The 16,152-nt window shown below is 58.0% G+C and carries 14 protein-coding genes; 7 read left to right on the top strand and 7 right to left on the bottom strand.

What is annotated here, in order from left to right; genetic code table 11:
• Positions 1–28: 28 nt before the first annotated feature.
• Complete coding sequence (locus BLS41_RS37770) at positions 29–1,213, top strand: twin-arginine translocation signal domain-containing protein (RefSeq protein WP_074774780.1); 1,185 nt, start codon at positions 29–31, stop codon at positions 1,211–1,213.
• Between the two features lie 157 nt (positions 1,214–1,370).
• Positions 1,371–1,667, top strand: a complete 297-nt coding sequence (locus BLS41_RS37765) for a DUF4148 domain-containing protein (RefSeq protein WP_253189946.1) — start codon at positions 1,371–1,373, stop codon at positions 1,665–1,667.
• A 172-nt stretch (positions 1,668–1,839) separates the two neighbouring features.
• Here BLS41_RS37765 and BLS41_RS37760 read toward each other — a convergent pair whose 3' ends face one another.
• The 3 genes from BLS41_RS37760 to BLS41_RS37750 all read right to left on the bottom strand — a co-directional run bounded on the left by BLS41_RS37760 (position 1,840) and on the right by BLS41_RS37750 (position 6,288).
• The gene (locus tag BLS41_RS37760) at positions 1,840–3,420 is read right to left on the bottom strand and encodes an aldehyde dehydrogenase (NADP(+)) (protein ID WP_074774773.1); all 1,581 of its coding nucleotides are present in this window, start codon (positions 3,418–3,420) and stop codon (positions 1,840–1,842) included.
• Positions 3,421–3,428: 8 nt separating this feature from the next.
• Positions 3,429–5,090, bottom strand: a complete 1,662-nt coding sequence (locus tag BLS41_RS37755) for a thiamine pyrophosphate-binding protein (protein WP_074774770.1) — start codon at positions 5,088–5,090, stop codon at positions 3,429–3,431.
• A gap of 277 nt (positions 5,091–5,367) precedes the next feature.
• A complete protein-coding gene (locus tag BLS41_RS37750) occupies positions 5,368–6,288 on the bottom strand; it encodes a LysR substrate-binding domain-containing protein (RefSeq protein WP_171910403.1) in 921 nt (306 codons plus the stop codon).
• 247 nt (positions 6,289–6,535) lie between these two features.
• On the opposite strand from BLS41_RS37750, the gene BLS41_RS37745 reads away from it, so the two are divergent.
• The 3 genes from BLS41_RS37745 to BLS41_RS37735 all read left to right on the top strand — a co-directional run bounded on the left by BLS41_RS37745 (position 6,536) and on the right by BLS41_RS37735 (position 9,392).
• On the top strand, positions 6,536–7,372 hold the full coding sequence (locus BLS41_RS37745; RefSeq protein WP_253189944.1) for an ABC transporter substrate-binding protein: 837 nt from the start codon (positions 6,536–6,538) through the stop codon (positions 7,370–7,372).
• Between the two features lie 294 nt (positions 7,373–7,666).
• Complete coding sequence (locus BLS41_RS37740) at positions 7,667–8,866, top strand: porin (protein ID WP_074774760.1); 1,200 nt, start codon at positions 7,667–7,669, stop codon at positions 8,864–8,866.
• A 229-nt stretch (positions 8,867–9,095) separates the two neighbouring features.
• Positions 9,096–9,392, top strand: coding sequence for a DUF4148 domain-containing protein (locus BLS41_RS37735; protein ID WP_074774757.1), 297 nt, complete (start codon positions 9,096–9,098; stop codon positions 9,390–9,392).
• Between the two features lie 55 nt (positions 9,393–9,447).
• Here the strand turns inward: BLS41_RS37735 and BLS41_RS37730 are convergent, their stop codons facing one another.
• Positions 9,448–9,717 (bottom strand): DUF4148 domain-containing protein, encoded by a 270-nt coding sequence (locus tag BLS41_RS37730; RefSeq protein ID WP_074774754.1) that lies wholly within the window; start codon positions 9,715–9,717, stop codon positions 9,448–9,450.
• 500 nt (positions 9,718–10,217) lie between these two features.
• Here BLS41_RS37730 and BLS41_RS37725 point away from each other — a divergent pair, with 500 nt between their 5' ends.
• Both BLS41_RS37725 and BLS41_RS37720 read left to right on the top strand, forming a co-directional pair.
• A complete protein-coding gene (locus BLS41_RS37725; protein WP_074774751.1) occupies positions 10,218–11,624 on the top strand; it encodes an MFS transporter in 1,407 nt (468 codons plus the stop codon).
• 332 nt (positions 11,625–11,956) lie between these two features.
• Entirely contained in the window at positions 11,957–12,412 is a 456-nt protein-coding gene (locus BLS41_RS37720; protein WP_171910402.1) for a nuclear transport factor 2 family protein, read from the top strand.
• A gap of 600 nt (positions 12,413–13,012) precedes the next feature.
• On the opposite strand, the gene sseA is transcribed toward BLS41_RS37720, so the two are convergent.
• From sseA to BLS41_RS37705, 3 genes are all read right to left on the bottom strand, one after another.
• A complete protein-coding gene (gene sseA, locus BLS41_RS37715; RefSeq protein WP_074774748.1) occupies positions 13,013–13,870 on the bottom strand; it encodes a 3-mercaptopyruvate sulfurtransferase in 858 nt (285 codons plus the stop codon).
• Between the two features lie 43 nt (positions 13,871–13,913).
• The gene (locus tag BLS41_RS37710) at positions 13,914–14,714 is read right to left on the bottom strand and encodes an alpha/beta fold hydrolase (protein ID WP_083380299.1); all 801 of its coding nucleotides are present in this window, start codon (positions 14,712–14,714) and stop codon (positions 13,914–13,916) included.
• Between the two features lie 99 nt (positions 14,715–14,813).
• Entirely contained in the window at positions 14,814–16,139 is a 1,326-nt protein-coding gene (locus tag BLS41_RS37705) for an LLM class flavin-dependent oxidoreductase (RefSeq protein ID WP_143026517.1), read from the bottom strand.
• Positions 16,140–16,152: the final 13 nt, after the last annotated feature.

Raw genomic sequence — 16,152 nt, 5'->3', positions numbered from 1 at the left:
TAATATCAATGACAGGAGGAAGACAATAATGCCCTTAACTCGTCGCAATTTTTTGCGGGGGGCCGCTGCGGTCGGTGCGGCAGCAGCAACCGTCGGAAAGACCGGATATGCACTGGCGGCTGAAGATAGCGCCGCGTCGGCTACGCTCGCGGCTGACGCCGCGCGCTTCCTGCCGGCGGAGCAGTTGCCGATGAAGCCCGTTATCCATTCGCCTTGGATGGCCAACGGTGTCGCACTTACCCGCAATAACACGGTGTTTCTTGGCTTGCCGCGCTGGCCCGGTCACGAAGTCACGCCGTCGGTCGCACGCATGGCGGCGGACGGCACGGCGTGGCCGTTTCCTGGTGGCGACTGGAACAACTGGCAGCCGGGCGCAGACGGATCGAATGCATTCGTCTACGTCAATTCGGTGCATATCTTCGAAGACGACACCGTCTGGGCCGTCGATCAAGGAGCATTGCGAACGGAGGTGGCATTGCCGGGCGCGCAGAAGCTCGTGCAACTGGACGCGCATAGCGGCAAGGTGCTCAAGATCATCCGCTACGACGACAAGATTCTGCCGCCGGGCTCCAAGCTCAACGATCTGCGCGTGTATGGTCCGCTGATCTACAACACCGATTCCGGGCTTGGGGCAGTCATCGTTCATGATCAGCGCACGGGCAAGACGCTGCGCCGACTCTCGGGCTACCCGCAAATGCTCGCGTCTCCGGAGCCGCCGCGGCCCGGATCGCATCATGTGACGCCGAAGGCGGATCTGATCGAGATCAGCCCAGACGGCGAGTGGCTGGCGTGGGCATCCCCGACTGGTCCGTTCCGTCGTATCCGGACCCAGTACCTGTGGGACGAAAGCATCACCGATGACGTTCTCGCTACGCATGTTGAAACGTGGTTCGACACGCGGCTCGTCGGTGGCTCGGCGATGGATACGCTTGGTAACCTTTATCTGTCGGACATTCACGGCCAGCGGGTGATCTTGCGTTCTCCTTCGGGCCAGGAGGCTGTGCTCGCTTCGCATCCGCAACTGTTCAGTGCAGATGCTTCGTTTATTAGCGCCGACCGGAAGCTCTACGTGCCTTCGCCGCAAACGGAACGCACTGCGCTGTTCGGTGGCACCGATCGCACACAGCGCCCGTATTTGACCTTCGTGGTTGACCTGCCCAAAGAGTTCGCCGGTATTCCGCTCGGCGACGCGATCACAGGCCGTCCGGTCTGACGCTTGCTCGGGTTCGCACGATTCTCGCGCGGATCTCTCACAAAATCTCAGGAATTGTCTACGTCGAATCGAGGCAGCGCTTTGTGGCGCCTCCTCGATTCGCATATGCAGGCAGATTCAACTTGAAGAGTCACAACCTTTCAATTAGAGGCGAAAAATGATGATCAGATCAGTCAGCTCTTTTATAGTCAAAGCCGCGCTTGCGGTTTCGCTGACCTCTCTTGTGCATCTGGCTTGTGCACAGCCGGCTTCCGATGCGGCCCAAGCCACATCGAAGCCGACCAAGGCACAGCGCAAGGCGGCTCGCAAGGAGGCGCGGGCTCGCAAGAACGCGGAACTCAAGAAACTGGAGCAGAACGGCTATAACCCCGCTGCGCGCTCCGATCTTAACTATCCGCAAGACCTGCAGAAGGCGCAGAGGAAGGCCGCAGCGGGGCAGGCGGCCAGTCAGTAAGCGGTCGGCGATTGACGCGTTGAGAGCATGGCCGGCGTTGTGGGATGTCGGCCTCCCTTGTGGTCAACAGGATATCGCCCGACGTGAACCCGCCCAATGAGTCAAGCTTGGAGTAGTGCAACGACGGACGAACCGGTCGCCAGTTGTCCGTCGCCGAGCAGCAAACGCCGTTTCATTCCCGCGTCAATTCACCATCAACGAGGCGCCAGATCCCGCGCGGATTGTCGGCACGAAGTGCCGTCGGCAGAAGCGAATCGGGCGCGTCCTGATAGCAGATCGGACGCAGGAAGCGCCCGATTGCGCTGGCGCCCACCGATGTGCTCCGCCCGTCCGACGTCGCCGGAAAGGGACCGCCGTGCACCATCGCGTATGACACTTCGACACCAGTCGGAAAGCCGTTAAAGAGGATGCGTCCTGCCTTGCGTTCGAGCAGTGGGAGCACCTCGCGCACATGTGCATGATCGTCATCGTCAAGTTGAACGGTGGCCGTCAACTGTCCCTCGATGTGGCTCAGCACAGCTTCGAGTTGAGCGAGATCGCGGCAGGCGACGATCAGTGAGCCCGGTCCAAAGACATCCTGTTCGAGTACCGCGTTGGCGAGAAAGTCGTCGGCAGTCGTGCGCAGCAGGATCGGGACCGCATCGTACGGGCCGTTTGCAGGTTGGCCGCTCGCAACCTGCGCGACGCCGGTCGCCGCGACGAGCTGCCCGATGCCACGACGGAAAGCGGCATGGATACCGGGAGTGAGCATCGTGGCTGCCGGTTTCGCTGCAATCGCTTCGGCCGCGTTTGCGCAGAAGGCGTCGAGCGCATCGCCGGCGATTGCCAGCACAAGGCCCGGATTGGTACAGAACTGCCCAGCGCCGAACGTGAGCGAATCAATGTAGTCTCGGGCGATTATCTCTCCACGCGCTGCGAGTGCGGCGGGAAACACGACGACCGGATTGATGCTGCTCATCTCGGCATAGACGGGAATCGGCGTCGGGCGGTCTTGTGCAATGCGCGTCAAGGCGAGACCGCCCTGGCGCGAGCCGGTAAAGCCGATCGCCCGAATCGCCGGGTGCTTCGCGAGTGACTCGCCAATCCATGTGCCTTCACCGATGACCATCGAAAAGACGCCGGCGGGCATGCCTGTATCCTGTGCCGCCTTCGCGATTGCACGGGCGACCAGTTCGGATGTTCCAAGATGTGCCGGATGAGCTTTCACGACAACCGGACATCCCGCGGCGAGTGCTGACGCGGTATCGCCGCCTGCAACAGAAAACGCTAGCGGAAAATTGCTTGCCCCGAAAACCACAACAGGACCGATGCCGATATGCTGCAGTCTCAAGTCGGAGCGCGGCAGTGGCGTTCGCTCGGGCTGAGCGTTATCGATTACCGCCCCGTGCCAGCGGCCGTCGCGAATGACCGTCGCAAAAAGGCGCAACTGGTTGACCGTGCGCATCCGTTCGCCTTCGAGTCGGGCGAGCGGCAACGCGGTTTCCGCGTGCGCCCGCTCGGACAGGACCGAACCTAGACTCGCAATTTCCCACGCAATCGCGTCGAGAAATTGGGCGCGACGTTCATCGGAGAGGCGCCGGTAAGAGTCAAACGCTTGCGCCGCGAGCGTGCACGCTTGCTCCACGTCTTCCTGCGTTGCACAGCCGAACATAGGGCTTATCGGCTCACCGGTTGAGGCAGCATAGGCATGCATGAAGCCGCCCTGACCCGTGACCGTCTCGCATCCAATGATCATGCTTCCTTGAATATCCATCGGCATGCTCACTTGGTCAGTCGCAGGTTGGGAGTTATCTGACGCGGGTCGGTGCGCAACTCGATCAGTGCCGGCCGGCCCGACGCCTGGGCCGCGGCAAATGCCGCGGGGAAATCTTCAGTTCTCTCGACGCGTGATGCAAACGCGCCAAACGCCAGGCCCAGAGCGACAAAGTCGGGATTCGTCAGCGTGGTCCCCGAAATGCGATCGGGGTACTCGCGTTCTTGATGCATCCGGATCGTGCCGAGCATGCCGTTGTTCACGACAATCACGATCATTGCCGCACCGTATTGAACGGCGGTTGCAAGTTCTTGTGCGTACATCATGAAACAGCCGTCGCCCGCCAGGCAGACAACGCTGCGCTCGGGGTTCTGAATCTTCGCGGCGATTGCAGCGGGTAAGCCGTAGCCCATCGCGCCGTTAGTCGGCGCGAGTTCAGTGGCTTCGCGTCGATAGCGATAGAAGCGATGCAGCCACACGGTGTAGTTACCCGCGCCATTCGAAAGAACGGCATCGTCTGGCAATACTTCGTCGAGATGAGCGATAACCTGGGCGAGGTCGACGCCAGCGATTTCGTTGGATGTTGCGGGCGGTGTCGAATGCGCGACGTAGTCGGCGCGAGCGCTTTCGGTCCATGCCTGCCAAGTCGGGGCGGACACGGGTTCCAGCGCATCGAGCGACAGCGCGAATGCGCTCAGATCCGACGCGATCGGCAGATCCGCCTGAAAGACACGGCCGAGTTCCTGCGGATCAGGGTGAACATGAACTAGCGTTTGACGGGGCGTCGGACTCTCGATCAGCGTATAGCCGGACGACGTGGTTTCAGCGAGTCGCGAACCGATCACGATGAGCAGGTCGGCCTGCTTAACCCGCTCGGCGAGCTTGGGCGAAATGCCGAGCCCCAGCATGCCGACATAGTGAGCGTTCCGATTGTCGAACAGATCCTGACGACGAAACGAAGCCGCGACCGGCAGCCGGTTCTGAACAACGAAACGCTGGAGCGCGGCAGTGGCCTGCGTATCCCAGCCCGTACCGCCGACGATCACAAGCGGTCGTGACGCTGCTGCGAGACGCGTCTTCAGAGCTTCGAGTGCCTGAGGCTGCGGCGCAGCGTGCGCGACGCGGGTAGCGGCCGCGTCCTGAACTTCAGCAGCGCCAAACAGCACATCCTCGGGTAGCGCGACGACGACTGGGCCTTTACGGCCCGACATCGCAATACTGAACGCTTTTGCGACGATCTCAGGGATACGCTGGATGCTGTCGATCTCGGTTACCCACTTCGCGATTCCGCCGAACATCTGCCGATAGTCGACTTCCTGGAATGCGCCGCGTCCGATCATCTGACGGTCGACCTGACCGACAAACAGGATCATCGGCGTCGAATCTTCGCTGGCAGTGTGGACGCCATTGCTTGCATGTGTCGCACCGGGGCCGCGCGTGACGAAACAGATGCCTGGGCGGCCAGTCAGCTTGCCGTACGCATCGGCCATGTTGGATGCGCCGCCTTCATGGCGGGTTGTGATCGTGCGAATCCCGGGGGCGTCGTGCAGTGCATCGAGCACTGGCAGATAGCTCTCGCCAGGAACACAGTAGACGGTATCGACGTGATTGATCTTGAGGGCGTCGACAAGAATGCGGCCGCCGTTGCGCCGCTCAACAGTTTCAGACATGTACTTCAAGCTCCTTGTGTGGCGGCACTGCGCGTTGCCGTCTCATTTCGATGTTGCCCACGATGCGCACAGCGCGGCATCGAGCATGCATTCATTATGCGGGGCAAACTTCGGCGAACTCGTTGCGAAACTTGCAAAGCAGCTTTGCGAGGCGGGGAGCCGAGGTAGAAGGCGAATAGGAGAGGGAAACAACCGACGAGGGACGCTGATGATTGCGTCCGATTCGTCGATGTTGAGAGTGTTATCTGGGGCTGGTGGCTGCCGAGGCGCAGCGACTCTACGCTGAGCTGCCCTCGGCAACTTCGGCGTCAGGCCACATGCCACCTTCGACGAGTTCGATCATGATTTGCCGGATCGCACGCAAGACATCCCATTGCGCGGGAATCGGTGGTCGGTTTTTCCCCGAAATGATGGCGACGTCACGAACGATGTCCGGTTCAAGACGGGTTGCCTGAAGTTTCCCGGCCTGCAATTCTTCGTAGACCGCCGCGACCGGCAAAATCGTACAGCCGCAGTTTTCCACAACCAGTTGGCGTGTGATGTAGACAGACGAATCGCATTCCATCGCAATTTTTAGCGATTTCGAATGTTGGGCCACGAATGCCTCGACTCGCGTGCGGATGCCATGCGAAGGAGACGGCACGATCAATGGCACATCGGCTAGGCGTTCGAGCGGGAACGCCGCCGGAAGCGGGCCGAATTGCATCGGCGCAATGAAGCTCAAGCGCTCGCGCAGGATCACGTCGACGCCACCCAGAAACGCGCGATTCTCCGGGAGATAGGCGATTGCCGCGTCGACTTCGCCGCTGGTGATCCAGTCGTGGATGTGACTGGCCAGACCTTCCTTGACGCGCATCCTGATGCCGGGGTAGCGCTCCTGAAGGGACTTGCCTATCGAGCCGAACAGGATCTTGGCAATGGTCGGCGGAGCGGCAAGAATGATGCTCGACGGGCCTTGGTGTGCAGGAGCATGCAGGTCTGCATTCGCCTCGTCGAGCGTCTTCTTGATAGTGCGTGCGTAGGCTATCAGCCGATTGCCGCTCTCGGTCAGCATCAAGCCTCGTCCGCTGCGGTGGAATAGCCGCGTGTTCAGTTCCGATTCGAGTGTGGAGATGCGTCGGCTCAACGCAGACTGCGATAACCCTATTTCCGCCGCGGCACGCGACAGATTGCCGTTCTCAGCAACACCAAGAAACATCAAGAGATCTTCTGAATGCATTGTATGACCGGAACGGGGGCACGCTCGGACTCCCTTGGGGGAACGTAGCCGTCTCGTTGTAGTAGGGGGGAAGAGCAGTATAGCGTTCTGGGACCGCGACAGATATGCGGTTAAGCGCGAACGAGCGTTCGCAGCGAACCTGCGGTGAGCGAGTCAGCGTCATGCACAAAGCTGGTTTGCACCTGGCTGATTGATCTGGTTAGAAACTGCGCGCGATACTTTCTGCATGAGTCGGGAGGTTTATGCGGACAGACCGCCGACCTTCGTTTCCAAACTATTTGGAAATCCAGCTAACCAGTTGCCTCGAGCTTTCATGACAAGTCTTCCTAAACCATCCGGTGATGTAATCACACAACTTGCACCAAAGGGTGCTCTGCGTGCCGCGATCAACTATGGTAATCCCGCACTCGCCTGTAGAAATGCCGAAACAGGAGAGCTGAGTGGCGTATCTGTCGATCTTGCCCGAGAGCTCGCATTTCACCTCGGAGTGCCTGTGGAACTGGTGGAGTTCTCGTCGGCTCGCAGTGTCGTGGACGCTGCGAAAGAGGGGGTATGGGACGTTGCGTTCAGCGGTATCGATCCCGAGCGGGCCAAAGAGATGGACTACTCGGGACCGTATCTACTGATCGAAGGCGTTTATCTGGTACGCGTTGAGTCGCTCATCCGCACCAACGAAGACGTCGATCGGACGGGTCACCGGATCGCGGTCAGCCGTGATAGCGCGTACGACCTCTTTCTCAAGCGCGAGATTCTTCACGCTGAGTTGGTGCGAGGCGACGATCCCACGAAAATCGCCGATATGCTGATCGAACAGAATCTCGATGTGGTTGCCGGCGTGAAAGCACGTAGTGAACTGGACGCGAAGCGGATCGGCGGATTGCGGATGCTTGAAGGTAACTTCATGGAAATCCGTCAGGCTATGGCGACTCCGAAGGGACGGCCAGAAGCTGCACGTTACGTTGCAGCGTTTGTCGAAGTGATGAAGGCGTCCGGTTTCGTCAGTCGCGCACTCGTGGAGCACAGGGTCGACAGCGGCAAGGTCGCTCCGCCGAACCCACTTTAAATGTTTCGGCCTGGTTGTTCTGCGAATCTGGTTTGTGATGTGGACAGTCGAATTCGAACTTGCGCTGAATTGATGTCACTCGAAATCTGCTGTGCATTTATTGCATCCTGCTAATGGTTTGCCTATGGCATGCTTCGGTAAAAGATAGCGTGCATTGAAGAGGGATGCATCGGACACCGAAAACGCAATATCGAATCTGAGAGATAACAAAAAGAAAGTTATTAAGTATCCCTATTCGAAAGGTCAGCATACAATGCCGACCTTAAAAAATTCTAATATCCATCAGGAGACAGCATGAGAAGGTTTTCGGCATTCGCCGCGGCCGCTGCGGCCGCTATCACCCCGTGCATCGCAAACGCGCAGAGCAGCGTAACGCTCTATGGTCTCGTCGACGCGGGTATCGCATATCAAAGTAGTTCTGGATCATTGGGTCAAACGTCCGGTGGCCATTCTGCCGTGACGATGGTCAATGGTGTGCGCGGTGCGACAGTGTGGGGCTTAAAGGGCATCGAGGACCTTGGCGGTGGGACCAAGGCTGTGTTCCGGCTCGAGCAGGGTTTCAACGCGTCGAACGGTGCAATGACCACAGCGGGCCTCGCATTCAAACGTCAGGCGAACATGGGGCTGACGAATCCGGACTACGGCTCGTTGATCGTGGGTCGCGGTTTTTCGCAATATGTGATCCTGTTGTCGCGATGGAGTCCGACGCAATGGTTGACCGGCTTCTTCGGTGCGCACCCTGGCGACATCGACATGCTCGATCTGAACTACGTGAACAATCAGATCTCGTATACGTCGCCAACTGTACACGGCTTTACCGTTGCAGGCTCGTACGCGTTGGGTGGTCAGCCGGGCAGCATCAACAGCGGTTCAACCTATAGCCTTGCGGCTCAGTACAACGCTGGTCCCGGAGGCTTGGCTGTCGGCTTTCTCCGGATCAATAACTCTGCGTCGGGTGGCGGTGCATGGGGTCAATACACGACCTTGAGCAACAACGGGGCGGAACCGTCGATTTCTGCGCTGACCAACGGCTATCAGTATGCGCAGGCACAGCAGCGCATTGCCGTCACAGCCGGCTGGCAAATTACGCCGTCGTTTGATCTGTCGGGTTCTCTGTCTAATACGCAGTACATTCCGAGCATCAACTCACATTTCTCCACTGAGGCCGTGTTCAATTCCGCGGGCCTTGTGGGTCACTGGATGTTCGGACCTGCGTGGTCCTTCGCAACCGGCTACGCCTTCGTGCATGCGTCGCAAGCCAACGGTACAGACGGCGCGAATTACCATCAGGTAACCACGCAACTGTATTACTCATTGTCGAAGGCGACGGGACTCTATGCGCTAGCTGCGTGGACGCATGCAAGCGGTGAAACACTGAGTGCGACGGGCACGGTGATCCGTGCGACGCCGACGATTGGCGACGGTTTCAACGGCACACCGGGGACAGGTACCAATGTGTTCGCCGCTGGCGTAGGTATTCTTCACCGCTTCTGATTTGCCAGTTTGGGCTGCCTCACGTGCAGCCGTCTAGCGGTTGCGCGGAAGCCAGTTTCAACAGGCCCTCGGTTATCTTCGGGACGTTTGCGCGGCATAGGCCGCGCTTCTGTCTACGATTTGGCTGCTGTTGATCGATCATTTCCAGTCCCTGTGTCCCTCCATTGGAGTGAGTAGACTGTACTGTCGGACGTAACGATCCGACCCGTCTCACTTCCGGAGGTGAATCATGAAATCGATGGTCACGATAGTCGGTGCAGTTGCAGTTTTATTCACATCAATGGCGTCGATTGCTCAATCGTCAGATAGCGACCATGCCCGAACTCGCGCGGACATCAAAGCTGATCTGGCACGTTTCGAGCGGGCTGGTTTCAATCCAGCAGTGGCAGTAGACCCGTATTACCCGGCAGACATGCAGGCTGCGCAAGCGCGGATAGCGATTGACGGAGGGACCGCAAATCCGGTGCGCTCAGGCGAACTGCTAAGTGGCACAGCAACAAACGTGGACTATGTTCCCGTCCAATAGCCTAGTTATCGCGGAATGCAGTGGACGAGAGAATGTCCGCTTAATTCAGCTAACTTCACAGACCTTGATTATCAGCAGTAACGAGTGTGGCTGGGTTGTCAGTTGTCGTCGCAGTACGCGATTCCCGAAGTACGCGTTCGGCGTGACGCAGTTCGCGCGGATATTCGATATTGGCTCCGCCAGGCTGGAAGCCGGCCTGTTCGAGCTGAGACAGTTCTGCGCGGACTTGCGAACGCGTTACACCTTGGTCCGCTGGCGATGCAAATGACAGGCCCGGTAGGACGAGTGCGATCGCGATGACGTACGGAGCGATTTTGAAAGACATGGCTGATCCGTGAAATGGTTTGGAGGTTAGGGCACCGGTCGTCGGTCATTCGATCGACTAGGGTTTGCACTGAGTTGACAAAGTCTAATGCTGAGTTGGGCTGCCGGGTGCGCAATGTTTGCAATTCCGATTTGCGTTTTTTGCATGTTGGTCGAAGAGAAGCGTTCTTGGGTGAATTGGGATGTGCAAACGTCTTCTTGATAGGGCGGGCGCACTGAAAGTGTGGCGATTCGATCGTTTCAGGGCGGCACGTCGTCGTGCAACGCACACCTGAATTGTGGTTCCCGCAACGCGGGCGCGATCGCTGCGCCTCACAATAAATGAATTGAGAGTGAGGTATGGATGCGGCGCGGCTGAGCGGTCACAAGCCAGGCGTGCCTGGGCCGTGCCGCAGCAATCAATCGAGATTGATACTAGTGTTGGTCCTGCTGATGGAAGGTGGGGACGAACGAGGCGGGACTGCTTGTGCGGTTGAGCTATTTGATCGAAGGGAGACGGGGTTGAAATCGGAATTGCCCGCGCTTGAAGGGCGCAATGAAGCAACAGCGACCGATGGTCTGCCGGCGGCCCAACGGCTTCTCGCGCAAGCGACGATTTCAATCAGCATGGCGCTCGCTTTACTGGACAGCTCGGTGGCAAACGTCGCGTTACCAATGATTGCCGTCGATCTGCATTCGGGTGCGTCGACCTCTATCTGGGTGATCAATGGCTATCAGCTAGCACTGGCCGTCTGCCTTTTGCCATTCGCGGCGCTTGGTGAAAAGCACGGCTATCGGACGGTTTATCGATCGGGTCTCGTGCTCTTCACGCTGTCATCGCTTGCTTGCGCGCTGTCTCATTCGATGCTCGCACTGACGTTGTGTCGCGTTGTTCAGGGCGTCGGTGCTGCAGGAGTAATGAGCGTCAACACCGCGCTACTACGCTACATCATGCCGCGTGACCGGTTGGGTAGCGCCATTGGGATTAACGCGCTGGTTGCCAGCACGGCGGTCACGATCGGTCCAACGGTTGCAGGTGCAATCCTGTCGGTCGGGTCGTGGCCGTGGCTGTTCCTTATCAATGTGCCTCTTGGAATCGTGGCGGGGCTGCTTGCACGCCGCAACCTGCCAGATAACGATCGCAACCATCGGGCGTTCGATGTGTACGGTGCTCTCCTGGGAGCGGTGATGATTGGCGCGATGATCACAAGCGTTGAGAGCCTCGGGCATGGCATGCGGTGGCCTGGCATTGCCGGGCAGGTGGTCGTTTGCGCCATTGCGGGCGTGTTGCTTGTACGACGCGAGGCATCAAAGAAGCGGCCCCAGTTCCCTTTCGATCTGCTGCGTATTCGCTTGTTTTCGTTGTCGTTGGGGGCATCGGCAGGCGCGTTCGCGGCGCAGATGATGGCCTCGACCGCGTTACCGTTCTATCTCCATGGCACACTCGGCTACTCTCCTGGGGCGATCGGTCTCTTGATGACCCCATGGCCTCTGGTCAGTGCGATTGTTTCGCCGCTGGCAGGGCGTCTATCCGATCGCATTTCGCCGAGCTTGCTCGGTGGTTTGGGACTCGCGACCATGGCTGTTGGGCTTGTTTGCATTGCGACATTGTCGGTGTCACCACATCCGCACGATATTGTTTGGAGCATGATGATTTGTGGTGCGGGGTTCGGCCTGTTCCAGTCGCCGAACAATCGCGCGATGATTGGTGCTGCGCCGAAAAGCCGGAGTGGTGCGGCTAGTGGGATGCTGGGTACCGCCCGGCTGTCAGGTCAAGCATTGGGAACGGCGATCGTTGCATTGGTTCTCGATAGGATGCATGTTCACGGGGTCGCGGTCGCGCTGATTTGTGGGGCGGTACTTGCAGGCGGAGCTTGCATCGTCAGTTTGACGCGGCTTGGCGTCAGTCCCATGCAGTCCGTTGGATAGACGGATGACAGCAGTGTCAGGTACACGCGTGTGGTTTGATCGCATGGTCTGAATTTCTAGATCCGTACGCGAATTCACGGGCTTTTTGAGTTGCCGAATTCTGGCGAGTGATTTTCGTCGCTCGTAGTCGTCCCAACCGTCCGTAACTCGGTTCTTTAATCTGAAGCAAGGGATTTTAATGAAATGAAAAAGCCCATCGGGTGTGCGTCAAGCAATTAAGAGCACTACGTTAGTGATAACTTTGAGAGGGGGTATCGTAATTTCTGCGTTACTGCATGCAATTCTTTAACAGTTGTCCAATGAGATCACCGAAGCGCCAAGGGGAAGCATCAATGAATCAGTCCAACAAGGAAATGATGTCGCGACTCTCCTGCGAAGCAGAGTGCCGAAATTTACTTTTGCGTGCTGCATGGTTTGTTGACCATAATGAGGCGGCACGGCTTACGGACGTCTTCGCTGAAGATGCAACGCTGCAAAATCCATCTGGTTCACTTGTTGAGGGTCATCCTGCTATTGTCGATTTCTACTCCGAACCCTCAGCGGATCGGATCACCCGGCACCTGATTACGGACTCACTTTTCAGTGAGATCCTCGATGATGAAGCGTTCGCTGTAACGAGTGTCTTGCTTTGGGCGGGATCCGAAGAAGATGAAATCGGCCCGGCCGGCCGTCCGGCACGGGGTAAGCAGATTCTGGGGCGATTTGACGATACGTTCACTCGTACCGAGAGTGGCTGGAGGATTAAGCACCGACTTATTTCCTTTGAACTCTTCCAGCATTTTGACTAGTGGGAAGTGGCCGAAGGAAATGCCCTGCGAGGTCGCGATCCCGTGGTGTCGATCTCCGTTTTCGGGGACCTTCAGCTATCAGTGAGCTAGGTCTTCGTCAGCGCGAAAGCGCCAGGACTTGCAAAGGGTGCCAGATGACGCGCCGGAGGTCTGCATGCTCGGCCGGTAGAAGCGAAACGTCAGCGGGCGCCGCCGCATATGACAGGCGCGCGCGATAATCGAGCATTTGGCGACCGGCCGACGTACGGGCACGGAGCGCCAGCGCGTGTTGGACGGGTAACGAATGCCCCCGGGGGCGAGACTGCGCGCCCGCAGCGCTTCAGGTGTGCCGTGGGATTGTCGCGCAGGTATTGCGCGGCAATGAGCCATTTGAACATGCCGGTCGGAGTGATCAGCACCTGCCCCCACGGGAGAGGGGGGCGAGGAGCGGTAGAACGGACCTCAGCACGGACGATTGCCGGGTATCGCAAGTTTTGTCCGTGGAGATCGTTACGGGCTAGCTGGTGCTCCGAATGGTCCAGTCCGCTGTCGGCCCGCGACACGCATATGAACGATCTGCTCCCCGTGCTCTGCCATGCAGATTCTGTACGGATCGAGCATTCATGATTGCTCTAAAGCAACTTTCGGTGTGTCGGACCGGCTGCCCCACTCGGTCCATGAGCCGTCGTACAGTCCAACTGGCGCATAGCCCGCCACTTCCACTGCGAGGGCGATGACGGCCGCAGTGACACCGGTACCGCAACTCGTGACGACCTTGGATGACGAGTCTACTCCACGTGCTGCCAGCAAGCGTCGAATTTCACCGACGAGCCTGAACGTGCCGTCATCGTTGAGAACGTCGGTATAAGGCAAGCTCACACTGCCTGGAATATGACCTGAAGCGACTCCAGCTCTCGGCTCAGGCACTTTTCCGGAGAAGCGGTCTAGCGAACGTGCGTCGAGTACTTGCTCGCTACGCGTCACCAAGTTGTCGAGCATATCGTCGATCTTACGCACGCGCTGTGGGTTGATCCTGGCTCGGTATTCGACATCGCCGGTAGCTTGAAATTTCGGAGATGCGCCATCTTCGAGGGGGCAACCGGCGTCTCGCCACTTAGGCAGGCCGCCATCGAGCAGATATACGTTCTCGTGCCCGAAAAGTTTGAAAAGCCACCATCCGCGCGCTGCGGAAAACAGACCTTGCTGATCGTAGAACACTACGCGGCTATCATTGCTAATGCCCAGCTCGCGCGCAAATAGTTCGAACTGTGCCGAACCGGGCGCCATGTGTGGCAACGGTGAGCCGGCGTCGCAGACATGATCAATGTCGAAAAATTGTGCTCCCGGGATATGCGCTTCCGTAAACCGTCGCCGGGCGCTTAGCTGTTGCGGATTAAGAAACCAAGTCGCGTCGAGTACGACAAGATCGGGGCTGCCGAGCTGCGCCTGCAGCCATTTGCCAGTAACCACCGGTGACATACGAGCTTTCCTTTCAATTGAGTGGAGATTAAGTGCGCGCGCTCTAGCGTTTGTCAGCGAGCAGGAACGAGAGCACCTCTCGTCCAAAGAGCGCGCTGTCGGCATCAATAGCGCCGTGGCCTTGGCCCTCCAATACGACGCGCGAGCTGGTCTTTAGAATTGAGAGCAAATAATCGGAGGCCTCAATGTACTTCGGTGGGCTGGCACTACCCAGCAACAGCAGCACGGGAACGGCTACCTTTTCGAGCGCTGTCGCTGAGGGTCGATAGGTTTGTAGCGCGCCCATTTCTCGAGCGATTGTGGCCGCAATTTCGACCCGCGAGGACCAGTTTGGTAGAACGCGTAAGCGACTGATCTCCGCTTCAGGCAGGCGAAGCACCTGGCTAAAAAACGTCGCCAATGCCGCCTCGTTATTTTGGTCATCGATGTGTGCTCGTAATGTTTCGACGATCCGTTCCGTCTCCGGATCGGGCTCGCCGAGGCGAAACGGCGGCTCGTAGAGGACGAGTTTGTCGACACTCGAAGTTCGGGTCGCCGCCTCCAGTGCGGCAACCGCACCGAATGAATGAGCAACCACTGATACAGCGCTTTCGCCAGTTGCGTCGACTAACGCGGCGACGTCGTCAAATTCCTTCTCGATAGCGTATTCCGCACTGTCACCACTATCGCCGCGTCCGCGTCGGTCGAGTGCAAACACGGTGAAGTGTCGCTCGAATGCAGCGAGAACGGGCCGCCAACGATGGCGATCGACCGTCGTGCCATGTACCAATACAAGCGCGGGTCCTGCGCCGGTGCGCGAATAGCCGATTGATGTACCGTCTTTTGACCTGATGTGGTTGATCATGATGAGCCCTATGTGCGAATTGATTTTGCAGCGCGCGATATCCTAGTGCTCCCGCCCGCATACGACGTATTGGAAGATTTAACTTAGCTGACTTGTAGGCTATGAGTGTTGCGTCTTCGTTGGTAGGCCAAGATTCTCCCGCAAGGTGGTGTACTGATAGCGTTGCCGGTACAGTCCTCTTCGCTGCAACTCGGGAACGACCAGGGTCACGAAGCTTTCGAGGCTGGAGGGGAGTATTGGCGGAATTACAGCAAACCCGTCCGCGGCAGCGCTGGTGAACCAATGCTCCAGATCGTCTGCAATGTCGATTGGCGTCCCAATCAATATTCGATGCCCACGAGCTCCGGCGGCACGCTCATATAGAGCGCGGATCGAGAGGTTTTCTCGACGCGCGGTTTCAATTAACAACGCTTGACGCGCTTTGTGACCGTTGCTTTCCGGTAGAGGAGGCAATGGTCCATCGACTGGGTAAGTCGATAGATCAATACCTAGCAGTTCAGACAGCAGTCTTACGCCTACCACCGGATGGATCAGCCCCTGTATTTTCTCGAAAGTTTCCTGCGCCTCTTCGCGCGATCTTCCGATAAACGGCACGATTCCAGGAAGGATAAGCAGGTCTTCGGCGGCACGGCCATGTTGAACAGCACGTGACTTTACGTCGGAGTAAAACTGAACCGCCCCGTCCAGCTCATGTTGTGCGGTAAAGATGACCTCAGCAGTCTCCGCACCAAGCGCTATCCCGGCTTCGGACGACCCCGCCTGGACCAGGACCGGATGGCCTTGCGCAGACCGGAATACGTTCAACGGTCCTTTCACAGAGAAATGGTCGCCTCGGTGATTCAGTAACTTAAGTTTATTGGGATCAAAATAGACACCGGCGTCCTTATCAGCAAGCACCGCGTCGTCAGTCCAACTGTTCCACAAGCCAACGACAACATCGAAAAACTCTTTCGCGATTACATAGCGATCGGCGTGCTCCAGATGAGAATCCCGACCAAAGTTCCGGGCTTCAGCGTTTGTGGCAGATGTCACGAGATTCCAGCCCGCACGTCCTTTACTCAAATGGTCGATCGATGCGAATTTTCGCGCAACATGATAAGGATGATTGTAAGAAGTCGAGGCGGTTGCGACCAGTCCAATATGGGTTGTTTGGGGCGCGAGTGCACTTAACAAAGTTAGTGGTTCAAGGAAATTGATCGGGGCAAACCTGGACGCGACTTCAAGGTCTCCATCGTAAAGCATCCCAACACTATCCGTCAGGAATGCCAGGTCGAACAGCCCGCGTTCCGCTGTCTTAATGATGGAAGCATAGTGGTCGATATCCCAGGCAGATTCGGATTGCGTGTCCGGATGCCTCCATCCGGCTATGTGAAATCCATTTGCGTTGAACAGCGTGGCGAGGCGAATCTGTCGGGCTTGACTCATAGCATTGGCTCAG

The organism is Paraburkholderia fungorum (assembly GCF_900099835.1).
Lineage (GTDB): Bacteria > Pseudomonadota > Gammaproteobacteria > Burkholderiales > Burkholderiaceae > Paraburkholderia > Paraburkholderia fungorum_A.
The sequence above is the reverse complement of the archived record's forward strand: the minus strand, read 5'-3'. Positions and strand labels throughout refer to the sequence as shown.

Bases quoted from the DNA above. Each gene is read 5' to 3' on its own strand.
- sseA (WP_074774748.1), bottom strand. From the start codon at position 13,870: ATGTCACCGGTGGTTACTGGCAAATGGCTGCAGGCGCAGCTCGGCAGC.
- BLS41_RS37765 (WP_253189946.1), top strand. From the start codon at position 1,371: ATGATGATCAGATCAGTCAGCTCTTTTATAGTCAAAGCCGCGCTTGCG.
- BLS41_RS37720 (WP_171910402.1), top strand. From the start codon at position 11,957: ATGAATCAGTCCAACAAGGAAATGATGTCGCGACTCTCCTGCGAAGCA.
- BLS41_RS37730 (WP_074774754.1), bottom strand. From the start codon at position 9,717: ATGTCTTTCAAAATCGCTCCGTACGTCATCGCGATCGCACTCGTCCTA.
- BLS41_RS37770 (WP_074774780.1), top strand. From the start codon at position 29: ATGCCCTTAACTCGTCGCAATTTTTTGCGGGGGGCCGCTGCGGTCGGT.
- BLS41_RS37760 (WP_074774773.1), bottom strand. From the start codon at position 3,420: ATGGATATTCAAGGAAGCATGATCATTGGATGCGAGACGGTCACGGGT.
- BLS41_RS37745 (WP_253189944.1), top strand. From the start codon at position 6,536: ATGAGTCGGGAGGTTTATGCGGACAGACCGCCGACCTTCGTTTCCAAA.
- BLS41_RS37755 (WP_074774770.1), bottom strand. From the start codon at position 5,090: ATGTCTGAAACTGTTGAGCGGCGCAACGGCGGCCGCATTCTTGTCGAC.
- BLS41_RS37735 (WP_074774757.1), top strand. From the start codon at position 9,096: ATGAAATCGATGGTCACGATAGTCGGTGCAGTTGCAGTTTTATTCACA.
- BLS41_RS37750 (WP_171910403.1), bottom strand. From the start codon at position 6,288: ATGTTTCTTGGTGTTGCTGAGAACGGCAATCTGTCGCGTGCCGCGGCG.
- BLS41_RS37740 (WP_074774760.1), top strand. From the start codon at position 7,667: ATGAGAAGGTTTTCGGCATTCGCCGCGGCCGCTGCGGCCGCTATCACC.
- BLS41_RS37705 (WP_143026517.1), bottom strand. From the start codon at position 16,139: ATGAGTCAAGCCCGACAGATTCGCCTCGCCACGCTGTTCAACGCAAAT.
- BLS41_RS37710 (WP_083380299.1), bottom strand. From the start codon at position 14,714: ATGATCAACCACATCAGGTCAAAAGACGGTACATCAATCGGCTATTCG.